This window comes from Marvinbryantia formatexigens DSM 14469 (assembly GCF_025148285.1).
Taxonomy (GTDB): domain Bacteria; phylum Bacillota; class Clostridia; order Lachnospirales; family Lachnospiraceae; genus Marvinbryantia; species Marvinbryantia formatexigens.
The window spans coordinates 748,157-774,734 of the sequence record NZ_CP102268.1 but is presented as its reverse complement, the minus strand read 5'-3'; the positions used below and the strand labels follow the sequence as shown (position 1 = coordinate 774,734).

Genomic DNA, 26,578 nt, shown 5'->3' with positions numbered 1-26,578 from the left:
TTTCGGAGGAAGGGATTATGAAGGTTTTTGTGACTGGTGTCGGCGGGCAGCTCGGACATGATGTGATGAACGAGCTGGCGAAGCGCGGGCACGAGGGGATTGGAAGCGACATTGCGCCGCAGTACAGCGGAATTGTGGATGGCAGCGCGGTGACAGAGATGCCGTATGTGCAGCTTGATATCACCGACGCGGCGGCGGTTGAGAGGACTCTGCGGGAGGCAGCTCCGGACGCGGTGGTGCACTGTGCGGCGTGGACGGCGGTTGATCTGGCGGAGGACGATGACAAAGTGGAGAAGGTGCGGCTGGTTAATGCGACGGGGACGGACAATATCGCCCGCGTCTGCAAAATGCTGGACTGCAAAATGCTGTATCTTTCCACGGATTATGTGTTTGACGGGCAGGGCACAGAGCCCTGGGAGCCGGACTGCAAAGCTTATAAGCCGCTGAATGTTTACGGGCAGACGAAGCTGGAGGGCGAGCTTGCCGTGGCGGAGCAGCTGGAGAAGTTTTTTATTGTGCGTATCGCCTGGGTGTTTGGCGTAAATGGAAAGAATTTTATCCGCACGATGCTGAACCTCGGAAAAAAATACGATACCATCCGTGTGGTAAGCGACCAGGTTGGAACGCCCACCTATACCTATGATCTGGCGCGTCTGCTGGTCGACATGATTGAGACGGAAAAGTACGGTTACTACCATGCGACAAATGAGGGCGGCTACATCAGCTGGTATGAGTTTACGAAGGAAATATTCCGTCAGGCGGAGGCGATGGGGCATAAGGAGTACAGCGAAGAGCATGTAAAGGTATGCCCTGTCACGACGGAGGAATACGGTGTGTCAAAAGCGAAGCGCCCCTTTAATTCCCGCCTGGATAAAAGAAAACTGGCGGAAAACGGCTTTACGCCGCTGCCGGTCTGGCAGGATGCCCTGCACCGCTATCTGCAGGCGATTGATATATGATGGGAGGAAGAAGGATGAGAACGTACCTTGTTACCGGAGGCGCAGGCTTTATCGGTTCCAATTATATTCACTATATGTTTAAAAAATATGACAATGAAATCCGCATTATTAATGTAGACTGTCTGACGTATGCGGGCAACCTGGAAAACCTGCGGGATGTGGAGAAGCGTGAGAACTACACGTTTGTGAAGGCTGATATTACAGACAGCGAGGCAATCACAAAGATTTTTGAAGAAAATGATATTGACCGGGTCGTGCATTTTGCGGCGGAGAGCCATGTGGACCGCAGCATCAAAAATCCGGAGGTTTTTGTGCGCACCAATGTGCTTGGCACCCTGGTGATGCTGAATGCTGCCAAAGCGGCGTGGGAACTGCCGGACGGAAGCTTCCGGCCGGACAAGAAGTTCCTGCATGTTTCCACGGATGAAGTGTACGGTTCTCTGGAAAACGAAGGGGAATATTTTTATGAGACAACGCCCTACGACCCGCACAGTCCGTATTCAGCCAGCAAGGCTTCCTCGGATATGCTGGTAAAATCCTATATGGACACCTATAAATTCCCGGCAAATATCACAAATTGCAGCAACAATTACGGACCGTACCAGTTTCCGGAAAAGCTGATTCCGCTGATTATCAATAATGCGCTGCAGGGGAAAAAGCTGCCGGTGTACGGCGACGGCAAAAATGTGCGCGACTGGCTGTATGTGGAGGACCACGCCAAGGGCATCGACATGGTGCAGGAGAAGGGACGTCTTTTTGAAACGTACAATATCGGCGGACATAATGAAAAACAGAATATTGAGATTATTCACATTATTCTGGATACGCTGAAGGAAATGCTGCCGGACGACGACCCGCGCAAAGCGCTGGTGAATGAGAATCTGATTACTTATGTGACCGACCGCAAGGGGCATGACCGCCGCTATGCGATCGCGCCGGATAAAATCCGCAGAGAGCTGGGATGGGAGCCGGAAACGATGTTTAAGGATGGCATCCGCCGGACGATCCGCTGGTATTTCGAAAACGAGGACTGGATGAAGAATGTCACCAGCGGGGATTATCAGAAGTATTACGACGAAATGTACGCAGGTACACAACAGTAAGCGGGCGGCGGCAGGAGCCGGAGTGGAATATACGGAGGACATTTTAAAATGAAAGGAATTATACTGGCGGGCGGCAGCGGCACAAGGCTGTATCCGCTTACAAAGGCAATCTCAAAGCAGATTATGCCGGTTTACGATAAACCGATGATTTATTACCCGCTGTCCACGCTGATGCTGGCAGGCATCCGCGAGATACTGATTATTTCTACGCCGCGGGACATTAAGACATTCGAGGAATTGTTCGGGAGCGGCGAGCAGCTTGGACTTTCCTTCAGCTATGCCATTCAGGAGGAGCCGCGCGGACTGGCGGACGCTTTTATAATAGGAAGAGATTTTATCGGCACAGACCGTGTGGCGCTTGTGCTCGGCGATAATATTTTTTATGGACAGAGCTTTTCACGGGTACTGCAGACGGTGGCGGCGCGCGAGAGCGGAGCGACCATCTTCGGATATTATGTGCGCGACCCGCGTGCATACGGGGTAGTGGAGTTTGACGAGAATGGAAAAGCTCTTTCCATCGAGGAAAAGCCGGAGCATCCGAAGAGCAACTATGCGGTTCCGGGGCTGTATTTCTACGACAACGATGTGGTGGAGATTGCGAAGAATGTAAAGCCGAGCGCGCGTGGAGAAATCGAGATTACCAGCGTAAACAATGAATATCTCCGCCGCGGCATGCTGCAGGTGGAGACGCTTGGACGCGGTTTTGCGTGGCTGGATACCGGAAACCACGATTCTCTGCTGGACGCGGCGGATTTTGTCGCGGCTTTCCAGAAACGGCAGGGGCTTTACATTTCCTGCATTGAAGAAATTGCCTACAAGAGAGGCTTTATCACAAAAGAGCAGCTTCTGAAGCTGGCGGAGCCGCTTCTGAAGACCGCTTACGGGCAGTATCTGGTGGAAGTGGCTCAGGGGTTGTAGATACGATGCCGGGACCGTTTGCACCTGTGCAGATTCAGGGCAGCCTGGGATACCACATTCCGGGAACAGAACCTGCACAAACATGGATGAGCAGGACCGATATTATAAATCAGAAGAAGCATAAGATTGAAGGATGGAACAATGGGAAAGATAACAGTAGAAACATGTGAGATAGAGGGGCTGAAGGTTATCACGCCGGCGGTTTTCGGGGATGAACGCGGCTATTTTATGGAAACCTATAATTATAACGATTATAAGGCGGCGGGGATTGATATGGAATTTGTGCAGGATAATCAGTCCGCGTCGAAAAAGGGCGTTCTGCGCGGGCTCCATTTTCAGATTAATTTCCCGCAGGACAAGCTGGTGCGGGTAGTTTCCGGCGAGGTATTTGATGTGGCGGTAGATTTGCGTCCGGGTTCAGCCACCTACGGAAAATGGCACGGCGAGATTCTTTCAGCGGAAAACAAAAAGCAGTTTTTTATACCGAAAAATTTTGCGCACGGTTTTCTGGTGCTTTCCGATTATGCGGAATTTGCCTACAAATGTACAGACTTTTACCATCCGAATGATGAGGGAGGTCTGATGTGGAACGATCCCGATATCGGCGTCGCATGGCCGATACAGGAAGGCATGGAGCTGACTATTTCGGAAAAAGACCGGAAGTGGGGCGGCATCCGGGAATACAGTAAGGCGCGGGAGTGATATATTGAAGAAACAGGAATTACTGATTAAGGAAATTTATCAGAGCCGCAGGCTGATCGCTTCTCTTGCCAGAAATGACTTTAAGAAACGATACGCCGGTTCTTATCTTGGAACGATCTGGGCGTTTATCCAGCCGGTTGTCACGGTCTGCGTATACTGGTTTGTGTTCGGGCTGGCGCTGCGCGACGGCGCACAGCGCAGCGTGCCCTTTGTGCTCTGGCTGATGGCGGGGCTGGTGCCGTGGTTCTTCTTCCAGGAGGGTCTGACGGGCGGGACCAATGCGCTGCTGGAATATAATTATCTGGTAAAAAAAGTGGTGTTTAATATCCGCATACTGCCGCTTGTAAAGGTACTTTCGGCAGTTTTTGTGCATGTGTTTTTTGTGCTGGTGGTCATTCTCATTTATCTTCTTATGGGCTATCCGCCGACGCTGTACACCCTGCAGCTTGTTTACTATAGCTTCAGTCTTTTTATGCTGATGCTTGCGCTCTCATATTTTACCAGCGCGGTGGTGGTTTTTTTCCGCGACCTTGGGCAGATTATTAATATTGCGCTGCAGGTTGGCATCTGGGCGACGCCGATTATGTGGGCGTTTGAAGACCTGGGACTGACAGGCATCATTGTAAAAATATTTAAGCTGAATCCGGTTTTCTACATTGTGCAGGGCTTCCGGGATTCTCTGATTGACCATGTCGGATTCTGGCAGCACCCGCTGCTGACCGTTTATTTCTGGCTGCTCACACTGACGATATTTTTCTTCGGACTGAAGCTGTTCCGCAGGCTGCAGGTACATTTCGCGGATGTACTGTAAGGCGCTACGGAATGTGCCGGCGGGCGTCCGTTGGAAGCGTGGCTTCATGGGATGCACCTTGCGCAGAATCTGTGACAGGATGCGGGGAATACGGAAAGGAAAAGGCGAATGAGCGAATTTGCGATTCGGGTGAAGAACCTGACGAAAATTTATAAACTGTACAAAAAGCCTTCGGACCGTCTTAAAGAAGTGCTTGGCTTTAAGGTTGATGTGCAGGATCATTATGCGCTGAAGAATGTCAGCTTTGATGTAAAGCGCGGCGAGACGGTGGGAATTATCGGGACGAATGGTTCCGGAAAATCAACGATTCTGAAAATTATTACCGGGGTATTGAATCCCACGCAGGGCGAGGTGACGGTGGACGGAAGGGTTTCCGCGCTGCTGGAGCTGGGAGCGGGATTCAATATGGAGTATTCCGGTATGGAAAATATTTATCTGAACGGCACGATGATGGGCTTTTCAAAGGAAGAGATAGACGCGAAGCTGCAGGACATCCTGGAGTTTGCGGATATCGGCGATTTTGTCTATCAGCCGGTGAAATCCTATTCCAGCGGTATGTTTGTACGGCTGGCATTTGCCGTTGCCATTAATATTGATCCAGAAATTCTGGTTGTGGATGAGGCGCTTTCTGTGGGAGACGTGTTCTTTCAGGCAAAGTGCTACCGGAAATTTGAGGAATTTAAAGAGCAGGGGCGCACGATCCTTTTTGTCAGCCACGATTTGAGCAGCATCGGAAAATACTGCGACCGCGTTGTTCTGCTGAATAAAGGGAGCAAGCTTGCCGAGGGCGGCGCCAAGGAAATGGTGAATCTGTACCGGCGGGTGCTGGTGAACCAGGTGGAGGATTCCATGCAGGAGACCGGGGAGCAGAGCCGGGAGACAGGGAAAAAGGACCGGCAGACAGAGAAAAAGTGGCAGAAGGAATATCTTCATCTGAATCCGCAGGTGCTGGAGTACGGAAACGGCATTGCTTCCATTGCCGACTTCTGTATTTACGACCATGAGGGAAGAGCGGGCGGCACCATTGAAAAGGGCGAGGAATTCCAGGTGATGATGAAGGTGCGTTACCAGGGCGACGTTTCGGAGCCGGTCTACGCGTTTACCATCAAGGATCTGAAGGGGACGGAGATTGCCGGAACGAACACGATGTACGAGAAAGTACCGGTACAGCCGCAGAAAAGCGGGGATGAGCAGACGATCACCTTCACCCAGAGAATGCCGCTGGAGGCGGGGGAGTATATGCTCTGCCTGGGCTGCACGGGCTACTACAAAGGAGACTTTACGGTTTTTCACCGGCTGTATGACGTATGCAGCCTCACGGTGATTTCAGACAAAAAAGCGGTCGGCTATTTTGATTTGTTTTCGGATGTAACGGTAACATCCGGGCGCTGAGTCTGTTCCGGAAAATAATATCCGGGCGCTGAAACGCGGCGGTACACAGACATATTGTGCCAGGGAAAAGTTTTATTTCGGGGGATTTTTTATGGCAGAGTTTAATTTAACATATTATAAGGAAAAGGACCGGTATTCGGACGGAGCAATCGAGGAGGTCATGCTCGACATGGCAGAACGGGGAGTTTCCTATGAAGAGCTCCCGCACGAGGAGGTCAGCTTCCCGGTGATCTATCATTTTTCCGCGATGCGCGAAAATATTCTGAACTGGTATCCGTTTAAGAAGGACGCCGCGGTACTGGAAATCGGGGCGGGCTGCGGGGCGATTACCGGACTTTTGTGCCGCCGGGCGGCGAAGGTGGTGTCCGTCGAGCTGTCGAAGCGGCGGGCTTCCATTAATTATGCGCGCCATAAAGAATACGACAATCTCTGTATCATGGTGGGCAACTTAAATGATATGGAGTTTCCGGAGAAATTTGATTACATTATTTTAAACGGCGTTCTGGAATACGCCATAAGCTTTACGGAGGGAGAGACGCCGTACGAGACGTTCCTGCAGCATATGGGATGTTTCCTCAAAGAGGAAGGCCGCATTCTGATTGCAATCGAAAACAGGCTCGGTCTGAAATACTTTGCGGGGGCGCCGGAGGACCACACCGACCGTTATTTCCTCGGCCTGGAGAATTATCCGGGCGTCGATACGGTGCGCACCTTCAGCAAAAAAGAGCTGCGGGAGCTTCTGGAAAGAAGCGGCTTCCCCGGTATGCAGTTTTACTATCCGTATCCGGATTACAAATTTCCGAGGGAAATTTTTACCGATGAAACACTGAAGGCGAACGGCTACGGCAAGCCTTACCGCTCGCTGGACGGCAAGCGAATTTTGTTATTTAATGAGAGTGAGGCGGCGCATTCGCTGGCGGAGGAGGGGGTAGCCGATATTTTTTCCAATTCCTTCCTGGTGGATGCCGGACGGACGCCGCAGAAGCAGCCGGAGGAGATTCTGTATGTAAAGAGCAACAGCGAGCGCCGGAGGGAGTTTCAGATTCTGACGAAAATTATCCGCAGAGACGGGGAGCGGCTGGTACGCAAGGAGCCGCTTTGCGCGGAGGCGGAGCCGTTTGTGCGTCAGATTATCGCCAACGGGGCGGTGCGCTATGGCACGGACTATGAAAATCTGCCGGCGGCGGAGAAGGACGGCGCTCTGGAATATGCCTTTGTGGAGGGCGAGACCTTGTTTGACCGTATCCGGACGCTGGCGGACGCCGGGGATACGGAAGGAATTGTGCAGCTTCTGCAGAAATTTTATGAGACCTGCTTTGCCGGATGTCCCCGGAAGGAGGATTACGCCGGCGAAGCGTTTCAGAAGCTGTTCGGAAGCGCAAAAGGACAGGGCAGCCGCGCCTGCGTACGCCCGGCGAATCTGGACCTTATCTGCGATAATGTTTATATGGAAAAGCAGCGCCGTCTGGTGATTGACTACGAGTGGATCTTTGATATGGAAATCCCGGTGGATTTCATCATGTGGCGTCTGCTGAATGATTTATACACCAAGCTGCCGCAGCTTCGCGGGCTGTTCGTTAAGAAAACGCTGATGGATATTTTCGGCATCACGGGAGATGACGAGGAGCTGTACCGGAAGTGGTCGCAGCATTTTGTGTACCGCTATGTCGGGGCGGACCCGCTGGATAAGTATGCGCAGCCGGAAATCAATTTCCGTCTGGAGCAGGTTTACCAGTATTATCATAAAGCAGTCCAGACAGAGTGCAAGCTGTACTATGATACCGGAGGGGGCTTTAACGAGGAGGAGATTCTTCCGCAGCCGCTGACGCTGACGAACAACCGCTTCCGGATCTCTTTTGATTTAAGTGATATAAAGGGGATTAAAAAGCTCCGCTGGGACCCGATGGAGGAGAGCTGCTGGTGCATGATTGACCGTGTGAAGTGCAACTGCGGCGTCCGCCTGCAGCCGCTCGGCGATTTTAGGCGGGAGGGGAACTGTATTATTTTCACGCAGGATGACCCGAATTTTGCGGTGGAGACGTTTGACGCGGACGAAATCCGGACTCTGACGATTGAGGGAAGATGCGCCCGTCTGGCAGAGCAGCAGGGAACGGAAAGCATGCGCATGAGTCGGGAGGATATAGAAGCTTTGCGCGTGGGGAGGCAGAGTATAGAATCCGTGCGCGCGGGCAAATCTGTGCAGGCGGTTTCCGCGCGCGTGGACAAATCTGTGCAGGCGGCTTCCTCGCGCCTGAAGAAAATGCTGTCCGAAAAGCGCAGACCGGCAAGGGAAGGCGCGGTGCTGCAGGCGCCGAAGCTGCAGCCGGATACTGTGAAAAACCAGCTTAGGAAGGTAAAACGGGCGGCGAAAAAGATTCCCGGACTGGTAAAGGTGTCCGGGCATGTAGATACATTCACGGTAGACAGGCAGGTGCTCTCCATGAGCGGCTGGGTGTTTGACAACCGCTGCCGGATGCGCAATCCGCGTATCGTATATTACGACCGGCAGACGAAGGTGGCGGAGCGTCCTTTCCGCATGGTGTACCGCTACGATGTCGCTTCCGCCCTGCAGAATCCGGACGCCGCTCTGAGCGGCTTTGAGGTGAAAACCCGTATCTTTTCCCCGCGGGATATCCGTGTGGTGATGGAATACGATATGCCGGACGGCACGGGACGCTATCCGCTTGGCGTGGTAAAAGGCAGCCGTTCGCTGCCTGCGGACGCGAAGGTGGAGATCTCGGAGATTATGGAGGCGGAGCAGCTCGGAGATATCCAGTATCTGCGGGAAAAGAAGCTGACGGAAACCTTCACGATACCGAAAAAGGTAAAAGAGACGGCGGTGGATATTATCATCCCGGTCTACAATGGATATGAGTATCTGCAGGTTTTGTTTGACAGCCTGCGCAGAACAGAGATGCCGTACCGGCTGCTGATTGTAAACGACTGCAGCCCGGATGAGCGCGTGCTGCCGTATCTGGAAAATTATGTGAAGAATCATCCGGAGGCGGTGCTGCTCAATAACGAAAAGAACGTCGGCTTTGTGCGCTCGGTAAACCGTGCGCTGAAGCGGGCGGAGCATCATGTGGTGCTTCTGAATACCGATGTGGAGGTGCCCGCATACTGGCTGGAGCGGCTGATGCTGCCCATCATCTGCGACAAAAAGGTGGCGACGACGACGCCGTTTACCAACAGCGGCACCATCTGCAGCTTCCCGAAATTCTGCGAGAATAATGAGCTGTTTGAGGGAATGCCGCTCTGGCAGATAGACCAGGCGTTTTCGCAGATTGTCCCGTCCTACCCGGTTGTGCCGACAGGCGTGGGCTTCTGCATGGGCATGAATCTGAATGTGATTAAAAAAATCGGACTGCTGGACGCAAAGACCTTCGGAAAGGGCTACGGCGAGGAGAACGACTGGTGCCGGCGCGCGGTATCCGCCGGTTATCATAACGTACAGGCGGACAATCTGTTTGTGTACCATAAGCACGGCGGGAGCTTCCTGTCGGAGGAAAAGAAGGCGCTGCTGGAGACAAATTCAAAGGCGCTGCGCCTGAAGCATCCGGATTATGACCAGGTGGTATCCTCCTACTGCAGCAGGGACCCGATGGCGAAAACGCGCCGTCTCGCCATGCTGAAGCTGCTGAATCTGAATATTGATGCCAAAACCATTGTCGCCTTCGATCACAACCTCGGCGGCGGGGCGACCGCCTATCTGGACACAAAGCGCCGGGAGGCGCTGCGCGTGGGCTGCCGTTTTATTGTCGTGCGTTTTACCGGCATGTATCTGGTGGAATACAGCTACCGGCAGTACCGGATCCAGGTCGTCTCGGAAAATCTGGAGGATGTCTGGGCGGTGACCGGCAGGGTGGATGAAATCTGGATAAATGAGCTGGTGACGGTGCCGAAGCTGTATGACGTGATGGATGCGCTGGTGCGGGCAAAGGAGCAGAACGGCGCCAGGATGCTGATGCTGTTCCACGACTATTACGCCATCTGCCCGGCAATCAATCTGGTGGACGACAGAGGCTGTTACTGCGGGGCGGCGGCGCCGGAGCGCTGCAACGCCTGCCTGGCAAAGCACGAGCAGAATGCTTATCTGGCATATGAGAGCGCCGAAAAGTGGCGGGAAAGCTGGGAGCGCTTCCTGGCAGCCTGCGGGGAAGTGCGGGTATTTTCCGATGCCTCCCGCAAATTACTGGAAAAGGTATATCCGGCGCTGGACAATATCCGTCTGGTGCCGCACAAGCCGCATACCATGCTGCCGCTGCATAAAACAGGCAAAACCGGAAAGACACTGAATATCGGCTTTGTCGGAGCGCTGGATTATAAAAAAGGACTGCAGGTGGTACAGCAGCTGGCGGCGGAAATCAAAAAGCAGAAATGCGATATCCGTCTCTGCCTGCTGGGCTATACCGGCGACGAGGGCAAAAATAAAATCTTTAAGGAAACCGGGAAATACCGGCGGGAGGAGCTGCCGCGCCTGGTGCTGGAAAACGATATTGATTTGTTTTTCATCCCGGCGGTATGGCCGGAGACCTTCTCTTACACTACGGCGGAGATTATGGCGATGAATATGCCGCTGGCGGTATTTGATATCGGCGCGCCGGCGGAGCGTGTGAAGGATTATGCGCGCGGAGCGGTGCTTCCATTGGAAGCATCCCCGGCGGAAATACTGGAGCAGCTTCAGGCATTTGCAGAGCGCTGCGGCATTATGGAGCAGCCGGTGCGGCGCAAAAAGGTGCTGTTTCTCACCGGACCGGAGGCGGACGGCGCCGGCCGCCGTGCTGCACAGTTCCGGGAGCAGCTTGCGATTGCCGGATATGCCTCCGGCCATCTGGAATGGGAGAGAGATCTGCAGGTGAATCTGAAGGGCTACTGCAGCGTGGTGCTCTGCCGTCTGACGGATGCTGCGTTTGTGGAAGCGCTTGTCAGACAGGCGCACGGACTTTCCATCCCGGTATATTACGACCTGGATGAGCTGATCTTTGACGGAGATAGGCTTCCCGGACAGAAAACGCCGGGAGGCAGCGCATATCAGAGCAGGAAAAAAACGGCGCAGCGGATACACCGGTGCATGGCGTACTGCGATGGATTTATTGCCGCAACGGAGTCGCTGGCAGAAGAAATCCGGACGGAATTTCCGGAAAAGACAGTCGTGGTCCGCAGAAACGTATGCAGTATGGAGCAGCAGATTTTATCCATCGACGCCCGCGAAAACCGCGCAAAGAGCGGGGATGCGCTCTGCATCGGCTACTTTGGCGGCAGAGATACCGGCGATGCGGAATTTGCCGTTGTCGAAGAGCTGCTGACGGAGATTATGCAGAAATACCCGCAGGTGCATCTGGTGGTGAGCGGCGTGGCGGATACGGCGCGCTTCGATAACTGCCAAGAGCGCATGACAAAGCTGCCGCCTGCCGGATGGCAGAGAATGCCGGAGCTGCTGGCGGGCATTGACATCCTTCTGATGCCGCTGCCGGATGAGCGCTTTTATGCGTGCAGACCGCAGGAACGCTGGATGGAGGCGGCTCTGGTGGAAGTGCCGTGTATCGCCAGCGCAAATGAAGAAACGCGCCGCGTTATCCGGGACGGAGAGGACGGCATCCTCTGCGCGGATGAGCAGCAGTGGCGCGAGGGGCTTACCCGCCTGATAGAGGACGGGCAGCTTCGCGGAAAAATCGCAGAAAACGCGCACCGCGCGGTGCTGGAGCACGGTACGACGGACGGAACCGGCAGGGCGGCGCTGAAACTGGTGCTTGGCAAAATGGAACATTAAGCGCAGTGTCTCCGGAAGACCGGGACACTGGGATTACCGGACGTCTGCAGAAATAACGGAAGAAAGCAGAAGAGACGGCAGGAGAAACGATAACAGGAGCGGATTATGACAGAGGCGGGAGCAAAGAAAAAGACGATGGCGCTGCTGACGGCGGCGCTGCTGGTATCCTGTATATATATTTTCTATGATTTTCTGACCGGGGATTCGCTCCTCGCGTACATGGATGTGGGAACGGATACGTATGACCAGTATCTGATGCATTATCAGACTATCATCAATCATCTGCGGGAGGGCAGCTTCTCCCTCTGGGATTTTAACAATGGCTATGGCATAAATATGTATTCGCTGAACATGTTCGACCCGTTTCTGATGCTGCTCTATGCCTGCGGAGTGCTGTTTGGAGCGGAGAGCATATATAATTTGCTGGTCTACGTGCACATTCTTCGCATCGTGCTTGCGGGGCTGGCTGTTTATGGCTTTTTGTCCTGCTTCTTCCTGTCGGAGCGCAGCAAGCTGATTGCTTCTTATATCTATGCGCTCTGCGGATACATGGTGGTCTGGGGACAGCATTACCAGTTTGGAACGCTGCTGGTGCTGCTGCCGCTGCTTCTGATGATGGCGGAGAAGGCGCTGAAAAAGCCGCGCTGGTATCTGGGCGTGACGCTGATGTGCGGCGTGTGCGCGATAGACGCGCTGTATTTCAGCTATATGCAGTTTATCGTGCTGGGCGTTTATTTCCTGCTGCGGATTGCCTGGCGGGAACGGCTTTTCTGCAAAAAGGGACTTCTGACGCTTGCAAAAGCGTATGGCTCCATGCTGCTTGGCATCGGCATCGGGCTTATCAATCTGCTGCCCAGCGGCAATGCGATTCTGAATGTTTCCGGGCGCGTGACGGCAAAGCCTTTGACAGAAAAGCTGCTGGATGCCGTCGGCTTTTACGGAATGAATTTTTACAGGACCCTGTTCAAAAGATTTTTCTCCAGCAATTTTGAGGGGATTACAGACTACACCGGCTACTCAAATTATTATGAATCGCCGAATGTCTTTTTCTCCGCGCTGTTTATCATTGCGGCGGTCTGTTTTCTCTGGATGGTCCTGCGCGGGCAGTTGAAATCTGCCCTGGTATGTAAGGACGCCTCCGGAAGGGAAACTTACCGGGCGGGAGGCGGAGCGCCATTCAGCAGAAAACAGAGAGGCATCCTGTTGCTGGCGGCTGCTGCCTGCATGTTTGTTATCGCCATGCCGATGGGCGGTCTGATCTTTAACGGCTTCGCCTATCCGTTTTCCAGGCACACCTTTGTCTGTATGCCGTTTTTTGCCCTGCTGGTGGCGGCGTTTCTGCAGGAGGTTTTTGAGAACCGCCGGCTCTGCCTGTCGCTGTTCGCGGTGGTTTCTGCGGCGGTGCTTATCCAGTATCTGCGGGTGCATGTGCCGGGCGCGGAGTATCTGCCGCGCACGCTGACGCTGGGGGCAGCCGGTATTGCCATCTGCCTTTTTGCCGCCGTGCGTGTAAAAAACAAGAGGCTTCAGCAGGCAGCGGCAGGCGGGCTGCTGCTCTGTGTTGCGGTGACGCTGTGCGCGGACGCCTGGTATTCCTATAACGAGCGGGCAATTCTCAAAAAGGCGCCCAGTGAATATTTTGACGAGCTGTACGATGCGGATGTCTCCGATGCCCTCGCCTGGCTGGAAGAGACGGATGATTCATTCTACCGCGTGGAGAAGGATTACACGATTGGCAGTCGCACCTCCAGCCTGAACGCGCTGGCGCAGAATTATATGCCGGTCAGCACCTACAATTCCTCGCTGAATGTTAATCTGCGGGAATTTGTAAAGAAGCTGTGGCCCAATCTTAATATTGCCGATAATGCCCACTTTAACTATGCGAATGCGGTGTATGACAGCGCGCAGGCTTCTCTGAGCCATGTGAAATATATTCTCTCCCGCAACGCGGCGCTCGACGCGGAGGGCTATGAGCTGCTGAAGCAGTTCGGGGATATTTATGTTTATCGCAACAGCGGCACGGAGGCTTTTGGAAAATTCTACACGAAGGCGGTGACGAGTGCGGAATACGAGGAGAGCGCCGATGGCGTGGACCGGGAAAAGCTGCTGACGCAGGCGGTCATCTGCGATGCGGCGGGCGAACTGACAGAGACGGACGGCGCTCTGCTGCAGGAGTGCGCCGCGCAGGAGCTGCCGCTGGAGGCGGAAGTAAATAGCACGGAGCAGGGCATCACCATCACGCTTCCTAAGCGGGAAGGCAGCGTCCGGCTGGAGTTTGAGCTGTATTTTCCGGAGGATATGCCGTATGTGTACGTGGAATACGGCGAATATTACACGATGGTGCGCGCGGAAAAAGAGCATATGCATGTGGAGCTCCAGATTCCGGAGGGCATCAGCACGCTGGAGATTACCTGCCCGCTGGCATATGAGAAATTTGCAACTCTGGACGATATCCATATTTATGAGACGGAGGAGTACGACTTTTCCGCGCTCAGCGAGGGGATTTCTTTTAAAGCGTCCGATAAGGACAGCGTGGTAAGCGGTACGGCAGCAGTGACGGAAAAAGGGATACTGCTTCTGCCAATCGCCTATGAGGATGGCTGGACCGCCCTGGTGGACGGGGAGGAGCGCGAAGTTCTTCAGGTGGATTACGGTTTCTGCGGCGTCATGCTGGAGCCGGGAGAGCATGAGATACAGATGGTTTACAAATGTCCGGGATTTGCGGCGGGCGCGGCGGGAAGTATTTTCTTCCTGGCGCTGACGGCGGCGATTTACACGGTATGGGCAGTGCGCACAAAAAGGAAAGTAAAGAAAGATGGAATTGTTAAAAAAGCTGAAGTGGTATAATGTCAAAAAAGGACTGCACTATCTGAAGCATTTCGGGGTGAAGGAGTTTCTCATCCGTCTGCAGGAGCGCATGGAGCCGGAGGAGGTTCCATACGGTCCCTGGTACGAAGCGTACCGCCCAAAGGAAACGGACCTGGCGGCGCAGCGCAGAAAAAAGTTTAAACATTCCTGCAAATTCAGTATCGCGGTTCCGGCATACGAGACGCCGGAGACTTTTCTGCGGGAAATGATTGCCTCTGTGCAGAAGCAGACCTACGGGAACTGGGAGCTGTGTATTGTGAACGCCAGCCCGCAGAACGAGCGGATGAAGCAGGTGCTGGAGGAATATGCGGCGGCGGATGAGCGCATCCGCGTGAAAAACCTTGCGGAAAACAAAGGAATCGCCGGCAATACAAATGAGGCGCTCGCGATGGCGTCCGGTGATTTTGTATGTCTCCTGGACCACGATGATTTGCTGGCGCCGAACGCGCTTTTTGAGGCGGCGCGCTCTCTGGAGGCGGATTCGTCCATCGATGTGCTTTATACGGATGAGGATAAGGTGGAAACCGACGGACGCACGCATTTCAAGCCGAATCTGAAGCCGGATTTCAACCTCGATCTGCTGCGTTCCAACAATTATATCTGTCATTTTTTTATGGTAAGAAGAGCGCTCGCGGAGCGGGCGGGCGGCTTTGACGGCGCTTATGAGGGCGCGCAGGATTACGATTTTATTCTCCGCTGCACGGATATGGCAAAGAACATTCATCACATCCCGGAGATTTTATATCACTGGCGGACGCACGCGGCGTCGACCGCGGATAATCCCATCAGCAAAATGTACGCCTACGAGGCGGGAAAGCGCGCCATTGAGGCGCACCTGGAAAGGCGTGGGCAGGCGGCGGAGGTTTCGCTGAAGAAGGACCTGGGCTTTTACCGGGTGAAATATCCGGTGCAGGGAAAGCCGCTGGTGTCCATCATCATTCCCAACAAGGATGAGACGGAGGCTCTCAGACTCTGCATCGAATCTATCAAAAAAACGGTAGTTTATGAAAACTATGAAATCATTATTGTAGAGAATAACAGCAGCAGCCGGGAGATTTTCGCATACTATAAGGAGCTTTCAGAGGATGCGCGCATCCGGATTGTCCGCTGGAAGGATGCATTTAACTATTCCGCAATCAACAATTATGGTGTAAAATATGCAAAAGGAGAATTCCTTTTGTTTCTGAACAACGATATCGAAGCTCTGGAGACAGGCTGGTTTGAGGAGCTGCTCGGAAACTGTCAGCGCCCGGAGGTGGGCATCACCGGAGCGAAGCTGCTTTATCCGGACGGAACCATCCAGCACGCGGGTACCGTGATTGGAATCGGCGGGATTGCCGGACACATGTTTGTGGGGATGCCGGCGGAGCGCAGCGGCTACCTGCATAAGGCGTCACTGCAGATGGATTACAGCGCGGTGACGGCGGCGTGCATGATGATGAAGCGCAGCCTGTTTGAACGGCTTGGCGGCTTTGAGGAGCGGCTCTCTGTGGCGTTTAATGATGTGGATCTCTGTCTGCGGGCAAATGAGGCGGGTTTTCTGGTCGTTTATGACCCATACGCCTGCCTGCGCCACTACGAATCAAAGAGCCGCGGCGCGGAGGATTCGCCGGAAAAGGTGCGGCGGTTCCAGGAGGAAATTGAGTTTATGAGGACCCGCTGGGAGAAGCTTCTGAAGGCGGGCGACCCATATTATAATAAAAATCTGTCGCTGTCCAAATGGAATTATTCTCTGCGGGCGGACAGGAAAAAGGGGAGGAATACAAATGATTGATTTTAACAGGGCGCCGTTTACCGGAAAAGAGACGGAGTATATGGAACAGGCGATCAAAAGCGGCAAGATGTGCGGCGACGGTCCGTTTACGAAAAAGTGCGCGAAGTGGATCTGCGATACGTACCATGTAAATCACACGCTGCTGACCACCTCCTGCACGCATGCGCTGGAAATGTCGGCGTACCTGGCGGATATCCAGCCGGGCGACGAGGTAATTATGCCGTCGTACACCTTCTGCTCCACGGCGGACGCTTTTGTACTGCGCGGGGCGAAAATCGTGTTTGTCGATATCCGGCCGGACACTATGAACATCGACGAGCGCCTGATTGAGGAAGCCGTCACGGAGAAAACCAGGGCAATCGTTCCGGTACACTATGCGGGCGTTGCCTGCGCGATGGACGAGATCATGGCGATCGCAAAAAAGCATGATCTTAAGGTGGTGGAGGACGCCGCCCAGGGCATGAACGCGTATTATAAGGGGAAACCGCTAGGCACCATCGGGGATTTCGGCTGCTACAGCTTCCACGAGACAAAGAATTATACGATGGGAGAGGGCGGCGCGCTGCTTTTCCAGGATGAGAGATACCAGGAAAAGGCGGAGATTCTGCGCGAGAAGGGTACCGACCGCAGCAAATTTTTCCGCGGTCAGGTGGATAAGTACACTTGGGTGGACTTCGGTTCCTCCTATCTTCCGAGCGACCTGAATGCGGCGTATCTGTACGCGCAGCTTGAGATTGCCGATGAGATTAACCGCAAGCGCCTGCAGATTTACAATTATTACCATGAAGCGCTGGCGCCGTTGGAGGAAAAAGGGGTGCTTACGCGCCCGTTTGTCCCGGATTATGCCACCCATAATGCACATATGTATTATGTGAAGCTGAGGGACCTGGAGGCGAGAAGCCGCTTCATCAGTTATCTGCGCGAGCACGGTATCTGGGCGGTGTTCCACTATGTGCCGCTGCATTCGGCGGCTGCCGGGCAGAAATTCGGGCGTTTCCACGGCGAAGACATATACACCACGAAGGAGAGCGAGCGTCTCGTGCGTCTGCCGATGTATTATAATCTGGAGATGGAGCAGGTGGAATACATCGCGGATACGATTCTGAAATATCAGAACTGGTAGGGTTACGGTGAACGAAAGGTACGTGACCCGGTAGGAGAGAAAATGGATGTATCGGTCATAATTCCCAATTATAATGGGGAAAAATATATAAGGGCGTGTCTGGACAGTCTGCTTACGCAGAACATCGGGGATGTGCCTGTCATCGTGGTAGACAACGCCTCCGCTGACGGAAGCTGCGGAATTATCGAGGCGGAATATCCGTCCGTAAGGCTGATTCGCCTCGATAAAAATTACGGATTCTCCCGCGCGGTCAACGAGGGTATCCGGGCGGCGCGGACAGAATTTGTTATTCTGCTTAACAATGATACGCGCGCGGAGGCGGATTTCGTGTCGGAGCTGCTGCGCGCCATCCGGCGGGATGCGCGGATCTTTTCCTGTCAGGCGCAGATGCGGCAGATGGACGAACCGCAGCTTCTGGATAACGCCGGGGATTTTTACTGTGCGCTCGGCTGGGCGCTGACGCGCGGAAAGGGAAAAAGCTGCGCAGGTTATCTTAAGGAGGACGCTGTTTTTTCCGCGTGCGCCGGAGCAGCCATTTACCGGAAAAGTATTTTCGAAAAAATCGGTTATTTTGACGAGAAGCATTTTGCCTATCTGGAGGATGTGGACATCTGCTACCGCGCGAAAATCGCCGGGTATGAAAACCGTTATGCGCCGCGGGCTGTCGTGTATCACAAGGGCAGCGCCTCCACAGGCTCCCGCTACAACCGCTTTAAGGTGGGCAGCGCGGCGCGCAACAATCTGTACTTGATTTATAAAAATATGCCGTTCTGGCAGATTCTGATTAATCTGCCGTTTCTGCTTGCCGGGACGCTGATCAAGCTGCTCTTTTTTACGGCGAAGGGCATGGGTGGGACGTATCTGAAAGGGCTCTGGCAGGGCGTGCTTCTGGCGCGCAGCGGCGAAAAAGTGCCGTTTCTGCCGGAAAATTTTGATAATTGCTGGCGGATTCAGCTCGAACTGTGGAAAAACCTCGCGAGAATAGTAAAAAATTAGAAACAAAAAAGTAATATTTTTGCATTCGGCAGTTGCATTTTTGAAATTCACAGTGTATGATGATAAAGGTATGGAAAGCATAAGGGGTGAACCAGATTGATTAAAGACAATCAGAAGTATTTTAATCGGCTGCATGTTCTGATAGATGCCCTGATTGTGGTCGGCAGCTATCTGCTGGCGTGGTTTGTCCAGATAAAAATACTGACGGAGCCGGGAACCGGTGTGTACCCGGATTCGGTATATATGCTGGTGCTGCTTCCGCTGGTTCCGGGAATGCTGCTTCTGTATTCTGCGTTCAACCTGTATACGCCAAAAAGGGTGCAGGGAAGGCGCCTGGAATATGGCAATGTCATAAAAGCAAATCTGATGGGAATTCTGATTTTCCTCGCCATGACAATGGCGATCAAGAAAATCGACTTTTCCCGCGGCGTTGTTTTTACATTTTTTGCACTGAATGTTACGGCGGATATCATTGCCCGTATGCTGATACGCGGCGTACTGCGGGATATGCGCAGAAGGGGCATGAATCTGAAGCATGTCCTTCTGGTCGGATACGGACAGGCTGCCAGGGAATATATCGACCGCATCCTGGAAAATCCGCAGTGGGGCTATAAGGTGCTCGGTATCCTGGATGACAATACGGAACGGTCAACGGTTTACAGGGGTATTCATATCATCGGGCGGACGGAGGAGCTGATGGAGCTGCTGTCGGTAAACACGCTGGATGAAATCGCCATCACGCTGGGGCTCAGCGAGTATTATAAGCTGGAGCACATCGTCGCGCAGTGCGAGAAGTCGGGCGTGCATACGAAGTTTATTCCCGATTATGGCAATATTATTCCGACAAAGCCCTATACGGAAGACCTCATGGGGCTTCCGGTGATTAATATCCGTTATGTGCCGCTGTCCAACACCTTCAATGCAATCGTAAAACGGACGGTGGATATTGTCGGTTCGCTTATCTGTCTCGTGCTGTTTTCACCGGTCATGCTGGTGACAGCGGTTCTGATAAAGCTGACGTCTCCGGGGCCGCTTATTTTTAAGCAGGAACGCGTCGGACTGCACAATCAGCCGTTTATCATGTACAAGTTCCGCTCGATGGAAGTGCAGAAGGCAGGCGCGGAGCGCAGAGGATGGACGACACGTCACGACCCGCGGGTCACGGGAATCGGAAAGCTTATCCGGAAAACAAGCATCGACGAGCTTCCGCAGCTTGTAAATGTGCTGAAGGGCGAAATGAGTCTGATCGGACCGCGTCCGGAGCGCCCGCAGTTTGTGGAAAAATTCCGCGAGGAAATTCCCCGGTACATGATCAAGCATCAGGTGCGGCCGGGCATGACGGGCTGGGCACAGGTAAACGGGTATCGCGGGGATACCTCTATCAGAAAGAGAATCGAGTACGATTTATATTATATCGAAAACTGGACGCTGGGGCTGGACATTAAAATCCTGTTCCTGACGGTTTTTAAGGGATTTATTAATAAAAACGCGTATTAATAAGATGCGGAAGTGCGCAGCAGGCAGTCCTGGAGGACCAGCTGCGCGTCGCAGTCCGCGGGCATTATAGCAAAAGGGAGAAAAGGGGATTTATTATGGCACGAAACAAAGAGAAAAAAGACAAAAAGAATGCAAGGAGCGGCAGCGGGCAGGAGCAGCAATACTACCGGCAGGACCAGTACGGTCAGCAGCAGTATTACCAGCAGGATCCGTATGGCCGCCAGCAGTATTATCAGCAGGATCCGTATGGTCAGCAGCAGTCGTACCAGCAGGGACCGGACGGCCAGCAGCAGTATTACCAGCAGGGACCGGATGGCCAGCAGCAGTATTACCAGCAGGATCCATATGGTCAGCAGCAATATTACCAGCAGAATCCGTATGGCCAGCCGGGGTATGACCAGCGTCCTCCGTACGGACAGGGAGAGCGTGAGGCGGCTGCCGCGAAGAAGAAAAAGAAACGGAAAAAAAGGAAAATCATTCTCTTTGTATTTGAGGTGCTTTTGTTAGTGATACTGGCGGCGGCGCTCTTTGTTGCCGCGCAGGTTTCCAAAATCTCCAAGGTACAGACCTCCTTCGGTGAAGAGGAGCAGAGCGAGATGGTGCAGCAGATTCAGGCGCAGCTCGGCGACGAGGTGGAAGCTACGCTGAAGGGCTACTGGAATATCGCGCTGTATGGAGTTGACAGCCGTGATGAAAACACCAGCGGGCAGAGCGACGCCATTCTGATCGCCAGCATCAACCGTGACACGAACGATGTGAAGCTGGTATCGGTATACCGCGACACGTATCTTGACGATACCACCGGCGACTATGGAAAGGCGACCGATATCTATGCGGCGGGCGGACCGGCGCGTTCCATCAATATGCTGAATAAGAATTTTGATCTGGATATTACCGATTATGTCACCGTAAATATGAATGTGGTTGCTGACGTGGTGGATGCTATCGGCGGCATCGATATTGAGATAACGGACGATGAGGCGACCTGGATCAACAATTACCAGGATGAGACCTCCATGATTACAGACCGTGAGATTGAGCTGCTCAGCGGCGGCGGTCTGGTTCACCTGAACGGTCTGCAGGCGACGTCCTACTGCCGTATCCGTGCCATCGGCAACGACTACGAGCGTACCGAGCGCCAGCGGAAGGTGCTGTCTCTGATTCTGGATAAAGTGCAGAGCAATCCGACAGTTCTGGTCGGTCTGATTGACGACCTGATTGACGCGGTGGACACCAATCTTACGATGACGGAGCTGATGAATCTTGCCACCAATATTGCAAGCTATAATCTTGTCGATACGAAGGGCTTCCCGTTTGAGCAGCAGCCGATGGAGATCCACTACAGTATCGTAGTTCCTATCAATCTGGCGCAGAATGTATCGGAGCTGCACGAGTACCTCTTTGGTGTGACAGATTATACACCGTCCGCAACGGTGCAGGAAATCAGCAATTATATTGCAAATTATACCGGTGTTTATTAATGGATAACAGAACAGTAGAGGTTATCATACCGGCTTACCGGCCGGATGAGCGGTTTAACAGATTAATAGAGAGACTGACGCAGCAGACGCATCTTCCGCAGCGGATTCTTGTAATGAATACAGAGGAATCCCTGTGGAAGCAGGCGCCTGTCTGCCGGTCTGCTTTTGAGGCGGGGCACACAGCAGGCGGTGTGCCGCTCGCTCTTGTACACCTTCCGCAGGAGGAGTTTGACCACGGCGGGACAAGAGACCGGGCGGCGGCAATGTCGCAGGCGGATGTCCTGCTTTTTATGACGCAGGACGCCGTGCCGGCGGACGAATATCTGATTGAGCGGCTGCTTGCACAGCTTGGCGATAACACCGGCGGGGCGGTGGCTGCCGCTTACGCCAGACAGCTTCCGGATAAGAAATGCAGCCCTCTGGAGCGCTACACGAGAAGCTTTAATTATGGAGAAAAGAGCCGGATAAAGTCGGCCAGGGATCTGCCGGAGCTTGGCATTAAGACGTATTTCTGCTCGAATGTATGCGCCGCCTATGTGCGCAGCGTCTACGAGGCGATGGGCGGTTTTGAAAAGCAGACGATTTTTAACGAGGACATGATTTTTGCGGCGAAGCTTATAAAGGCGGGATACAAAATCGCCTATGCGGCGGATGCGCGCGTGGTGCATTCCCATAATTACACCGGAAAGCAGCAGTTTAAGCGCAACTTTGACCTTGCCGTTTCGCAGGCGGACCATCCGGAGATTTTTGCCGATGTCCGTTCGGAAAAGGAGGGGGTACGTCTGGTGAAGAGCACGGCGGCATATCTGTGCAGGCACGGCAGACCGTATCTGCTGCCGAAGCTTATCTGGCAGAGCGGCTGCAAGTATCTGGGGTATTTTCTGGGCAGTCGTTACCGGGCGCTGCCGAAGCGCGTTGTGACCGCCTGCTCCATGAACAGAAAATATTGGAAAAACAAAGTTTTTTAAAACTGTTGTCACAAATTGTACACAAATGGCTGATATGATATTTTCAACATAAAGAAACAGGAGGTCTTTAGATTATGAGTATGAAAAAGAAAATAGGTACCTGTGCAGCCGCGCTGGCAGCGGTCGGAGCACTTGGGGCGACAGTATATGGAATTGGAAATATGGAGAGCAATCAGCAGGAGGACCGCATAACACTGGACGCGCAGGCGGACCTGGCGGCGGACACCACGCTGGATTCCGCGACAGCAGAGGCGGCGGACATCGATGAGATTCCCACACAGGAGGAGAGCAATGCAGGCGGCGGACTGCCGGATGTACAGACAGTTGCATCCGATGCCATGCCGGCCATCGTGGCTATCACGAATGTGGGCATCGAGGAGGTAGACTTCTTTGGAAGAAGCTACCAGCAGGAGACCACCAGCGGCGGCTCCGGCATCATCGTCGGCAAGAATGACGACGAGCTTCTGATTGCCACAAACAATCACGTGGTAGAAGGAGCAGAGGAGCTGACGGTATGCTTCAGCGTGGATGTAGAGGATGATGAGGACGGCGAGAAAACACTCGCACCGGCGCTTGTGAAGGGCACCGATTCCTCGATGGACCTGGCGGTCATCGCAGTCAGTCTGGACGATATCGACGAAGAGGTGGCTGATAAGATCGGCATTATCCAGCTCGGCGATTCCGATGAGCTTCAGGTTGGCGAGTGGGTAGTTGCCATCGGTAATGCACTCGGCTACGGGCAGTCCGTTACCGCCGGCGTTGTCAGCGCACTGGACCGCGAGGTATCCGTTTCCACTGACAGCGGAACCGTTACCAACGATATGATCCAGACCGACGCGGCGATCAACTTCGGTAACAGCGGCGGCGCACTTCTGGATATGAACGGACGCCTGGTTGGCATCAACTCCGCAAAAGCGGCAGTGGAAGGCGTGGAAGGCATGGGTTATGCTATCCCGATCAACACTGCAAAGCCGATTATCGAAGATCTGATGAACCAGACCACCAGAACCAGAGTGGATGAGGAAAATGCAGGCGCACTTGGAATCACCGTGATGGATATTGATGACGACACCAAGGAGCTCTATCACGTTCCCTCCGGAGCCCTGGTATATGAGCTGACAGATAACAGCGCAGCTAAGGAAGCCGGCATTGAGACAGGCGATATCATTACGATGCTGGATGAGACAAAGATTTCCAGCAGAGCTGACCTGCTGAACCGTATGCAGTATTATGAGGCAGGGGAGACGGTAACCGTAACGCTGCAGAGATTTGAGGATAACGGCTATCAGGAAAAGCAGATTGAAGTTAAGCTCGGAAAGAAGTCAGACCTGCAGACCTCGACTTCCTCGGATAACAGCAAGTCCGACAACAGCGGCTCGGATGACAGCCAGGAAGACGACAGCTACTATTACGACAGCAATGACGGTAACTATGGAATGCAGGACTTTTTCAGAGGGTTTGGATTCTAAAAAGCCACTGGAATACCGGGAAACCCGGAGTGCGAAAACACTCCGGGTTTTTATCCGTTTTTATAAAAACTTTTCTTGTGAAAATGAGATTCCTGTGTTATGATTGCTTAAGATGGGCTAGTTGTGCAGATAAGCACGCAACAGAAGAAGGAGAGGATTTTGTGCCAGAAGAAAAAGATTCTTTACCGGAAGAAGTAAAGAAACCTGAAGAAGTGACGGAAGAAGTAAAAAAAGACGACGAATATGAAAAAATATGTTATATCTGCCACAGACCGGAGAGTAAGACCGGAAAAATGCTGGAGCTTATGAATCTTACGATTTGTCCGGACTGCCTGCAGAAGGCGTTTGGCAGCATGAGCCGCATGGATGCGGACAGCTATAAGGAGCTGATGGAGCTGACCAGACGGTTCCCGAACATGCAGATGATAAATCTGTCGGATATGCCGGAGGAGGTTCCGAAGCGTCAGAAGGTGAAAAAGAAAAAACCGCAGCCGCAGAAGGAATTTGATATAAAATCGATTCCGGCGCCCCACAAAATCAAGGCGAAGCTGGACGAGTATGTCATCGGGCAGGAATATGCGAAAAAGGTGATTTCCGTCGGCGTGTACAACCACTACAAGCGGGTGGCGACCGGTACGATGGATGAGATTGAAATTGAAAAGTCCAACATGCTGATGATTGGACCGACCGGGTGCGGAAAAACGTATCTGGTGAAGACGCTTGCCAGACTGCTGGATGTTCCGCTTGCCATTGCCGATGCCACCTCCCTGACGGAGGCGGGCTATATCGGGGATGATATCGAGAGCGTGGTATCCAAGCTTCTCGCGGCGGCGGGAAATGATGTGGAGAAGGCAGAGCGCGGTATTATTTTTATAGATGAAATCGATAAGATTGCCAAAAAACAGAATGCGACGCAGAGAGACGTGAGCGGCGAATCCGTCCAGCAGGGAATGTTAAAGCTGCTGGAGGGCAGCGATGTGGAGGTCCCGGTCGGGGCAAACAGCAAAAATGCAATGGTTCCTCTGGAGACGGTAAATACGCGCAATATACTCTTTATCTGCGGCGGAGCATTTCCGGGACTGGAGGACATTATTAAGGAACGTCTGAACAAACAGGCATCCATTGGCTTCCAGGCGGACCTGCGTGACAAATATGATAGCGACCCGCACATTTTGGAAAAGGTGACCAATGAGGACATTCGCAAATTTGGAATGATTCCGGAGTTTATCGGACGGCTGCCAATCGTATTTACCATGCAGGGACTGACGAAGGAAATGATGGTCCGGATTCTGAAGGAACCGAAAAACGCCATTATAAAGCAGTACCAGAAGCTGCTGGCGCTGGATGAGGTACAACTGGAGTTTGAAGACGATGCGCTGGAGGCGATTGCCGAGCGTGCGCTTGAGAAAAAGACGGGTGCAAGGGCACTCCGGGCGATTATTGAGGAAATTATGCTCGATATCATGTATGAAATTCCCAAAGATGACAATATTGGTAAGGTAACGATTACCAGGGCATACATCGAACATACCGGAGGTCCGCAGATTACCCTGAGAGGAGATTTAGTAGTTTATGGATGAAATGCATGAACAGTTTTTAAAAACACTGGAAGGTTTGGTTGCAGAGGCAAAAACAAAGAAAAACATGCTTACCTACAAAGAGGTAAACGATGCTTTCGGGTCGATGCAGATTTCGGAAGAAAAGATGGATTTTGTCTTTGAATATCTGGAAAAACATAATATTGACCTGGTTCATGAGGATAATGCGGACGATACGACGGAGCTTCTTCTGGATAACGACGATGATATTCTGCTCTCCGACGAGGAGGAAGTGGAGATTATCGATGATGCGGACGTTCTGGAGGGCGTCAGCACGGAAGATCCGGTGCGTATGTATCTGAAAGAGATCGGCAATGTGCCGCTGCTTACCACCGAAGAAGAGGTAGAACTCGCGAAAAGAGTGGAGGCGGGCGATGAGGAGGCGAAAAAGCGGCTTATTGAGGCGAACCTGCGTCTCGTTGTCAGCATCGCAAAAAAATATGTCGGCCGCGGTATGCCGTTTCTGGACCTTATCCAGGAGGGCAATATGGGACTTATGAAAGCGGTGGACAAGTTTGACTATGCCAAGGGCTTTAAATTCAGTACGTATGCCACCTGGTGGATCCGTCAGGCAATCACCAGAGGAATCGCGGATACCGGCAGGACGATCCGCGTGCCGGTGCATATGGTGGAGACGATCAACAAGACGCTTCGCATGACACGCACGCTGCTGCAGGAGCTGGGGCGCGAACCGACCCCGGAGGAGGTGGCGGAGCGTCTGAACGTTCCGGTTTCGCGTGTGCGCGAGGTGCTGAAGATCTCCAGAGACCCGGTGTCGCTTGATACGCCGATCGGTGAGGAGGACGACAGCCATCTCGGAGACTTTATCGAGGATGATTCCGCGCTCTCCCCGTCCGATTCCGCAGCCTTCTCCATGCTGCGCGAGGAGCTCGGCACTGCGCTGGAATCACTGACAGACCGGGAACGCCAGGTAGTCCAGCTTCGTTTCGGACTGATTGACGGCAGAGCGCGGACCCTGGAAGAGGTCGGCAAAGAATTCAACGTTACCCGTGAGCGCATCCGTCAGATAGAGGCGAAGGCGCTGCGCAAGCTGCGCCACCCATCCAGAAGCAAACGACTGAAAGACTTTTTGATCTAGAAAAAGTTTTCGGGATGGCGCTCGTGCTAACCAAAGCGAAGCGCAGATGC

At 53.1% G+C, this 26,578-nt stretch carries 17 protein-coding genes; all 17 read left to right on the top strand.

Annotation, left to right across the window (positions count from 1 at the left end; all coding sequences use genetic code 11):
* Positions 1–17 precede the first annotated feature (17 nt).
* The 17 genes from rfbD to rpoD all read left to right on the top strand — a co-directional run bounded on the left by rfbD (position 18) and on the right by rpoD (position 26,528).
* Complete coding sequence (rfbD, locus tag NQ534_RS03960; protein WP_006862270.1) at positions 18–959, top strand: dTDP-4-dehydrorhamnose reductase; 942 nt, start codon at positions 18–20, stop codon at positions 957–959.
* Positions 960–973: 14 nt separating this feature from the next.
* Positions 974–2,062 (top strand): dTDP-glucose 4,6-dehydratase, encoded by a 1,089-nt coding sequence (gene rfbB, locus NQ534_RS03955; RefSeq protein ID WP_040783437.1) that lies wholly within the window; start codon positions 974–976, stop codon positions 2,060–2,062.
* Positions 2,063–2,110: 48 nt separating this feature from the next.
* Entirely contained in the window at positions 2,111–2,980 is an 870-nt protein-coding gene (rfbA, locus tag NQ534_RS03950; RefSeq protein WP_006862268.1) for a glucose-1-phosphate thymidylyltransferase RfbA, read from the top strand.
* Between the two features lie 141 nt (positions 2,981–3,121).
* On the top strand, positions 3,122–3,682 hold the full coding sequence (gene rfbC, locus NQ534_RS03945; protein ID WP_006862266.1) for a dTDP-4-dehydrorhamnose 3,5-epimerase: 561 nt from the start codon (positions 3,122–3,124) through the stop codon (positions 3,680–3,682).
* Between the two features lie 4 nt (positions 3,683–3,686).
* The gene (locus NQ534_RS03940) at positions 3,687–4,493 is read left to right on the top strand and encodes an ABC transporter permease (protein WP_006862265.1); all 807 of its coding nucleotides are present in this window, start codon (positions 3,687–3,689) and stop codon (positions 4,491–4,493) included.
* A 108-nt stretch (positions 4,494–4,601) separates the two neighbouring features.
* On the top strand, positions 4,602–5,885 hold the full coding sequence (locus NQ534_RS03935) for an ABC transporter ATP-binding protein (RefSeq protein WP_006862264.1): 1,284 nt from the start codon (positions 4,602–4,604) through the stop codon (positions 5,883–5,885).
* 91 nt (positions 5,886–5,976) lie between these two features.
* Positions 5,977–11,655, top strand: a complete 5,679-nt coding sequence (locus tag NQ534_RS03930) for a glycosyltransferase (protein ID WP_006862263.1) — start codon at positions 5,977–5,979, stop codon at positions 11,653–11,655.
* 105 nt (positions 11,656–11,760) lie between these two features.
* Entirely contained in the window at positions 11,761–14,502 is a 2,742-nt protein-coding gene (locus NQ534_RS03925; protein ID WP_006862261.1) for a YfhO family protein, read from the top strand.
* The gene (locus NQ534_RS03920) at positions 14,471–16,297 is read left to right on the top strand and encodes a glycosyltransferase family 2 protein (protein WP_006862260.1); all 1,827 of its coding nucleotides are present in this window, start codon (positions 14,471–14,473) and stop codon (positions 16,295–16,297) included. The genes NQ534_RS03925 and NQ534_RS03920 overlap by 32 nt, the downstream gene beginning before the upstream one ends.
* Positions 16,290–17,420, top strand: coding sequence for a dTDP-4-amino-4,6-dideoxygalactose transaminase (gene rffA / locus NQ534_RS03915; protein ID WP_006862259.1), 1,131 nt, complete (start codon positions 16,290–16,292; stop codon positions 17,418–17,420). Before NQ534_RS03920 ends, rffA begins: the two co-directional genes overlap by 8 nt.
* A gap of 42 nt (positions 17,421–17,462) precedes the next feature.
* A complete protein-coding gene (locus NQ534_RS03910; RefSeq protein ID WP_006862258.1) occupies positions 17,463–18,416 on the top strand; it encodes a glycosyltransferase family 2 protein in 954 nt (317 codons plus the stop codon).
* A 96-nt stretch (positions 18,417–18,512) separates the two neighbouring features.
* A complete protein-coding gene (locus NQ534_RS03905; RefSeq protein ID WP_006862257.1) occupies positions 18,513–19,913 on the top strand; it encodes an undecaprenyl-phosphate glucose phosphotransferase in 1,401 nt (466 codons plus the stop codon).
* Between the two features lie 95 nt (positions 19,914–20,008).
* Positions 20,009–21,394, top strand: coding sequence for an LCP family protein (locus NQ534_RS03900; RefSeq protein ID WP_006862256.1), 1,386 nt, complete (start codon positions 20,009–20,011; stop codon positions 21,392–21,394).
* Positions 21,394–22,362: a glycosyltransferase family 2 protein gene (locus tag NQ534_RS03895; protein WP_006862255.1), complete on the top strand. Its 969-nt coding sequence runs from the start codon at positions 21,394–21,396 to the stop codon at positions 22,360–22,362. Before NQ534_RS03900 ends, NQ534_RS03895 begins: the two co-directional genes overlap by 1 nt.
* A 74-nt stretch (positions 22,363–22,436) precedes the next feature.
* The gene (locus tag NQ534_RS03890; protein ID WP_006862254.1) at positions 22,437–23,831 is read left to right on the top strand and encodes a S1C family serine protease; all 1,395 of its coding nucleotides are present in this window, start codon (positions 22,437–22,439) and stop codon (positions 23,829–23,831) included.
* 83 nt (positions 23,832–23,914) lie between these two features.
* A complete protein-coding gene (gene clpX / locus NQ534_RS03885) occupies positions 23,915–25,411 on the top strand; it encodes an ATP-dependent Clp protease ATP-binding subunit ClpX (RefSeq protein ID WP_006862253.1) in 1,497 nt (498 codons plus the stop codon).
* The gene (rpoD, locus tag NQ534_RS03880; protein WP_006862252.1) at positions 25,404–26,528 is read left to right on the top strand and encodes an RNA polymerase sigma factor RpoD; all 1,125 of its coding nucleotides are present in this window, start codon (positions 25,404–25,406) and stop codon (positions 26,526–26,528) included. Before clpX ends, rpoD begins: the two co-directional genes overlap by 8 nt.
* Positions 26,529–26,578: the final 50 nt, after the last annotated feature.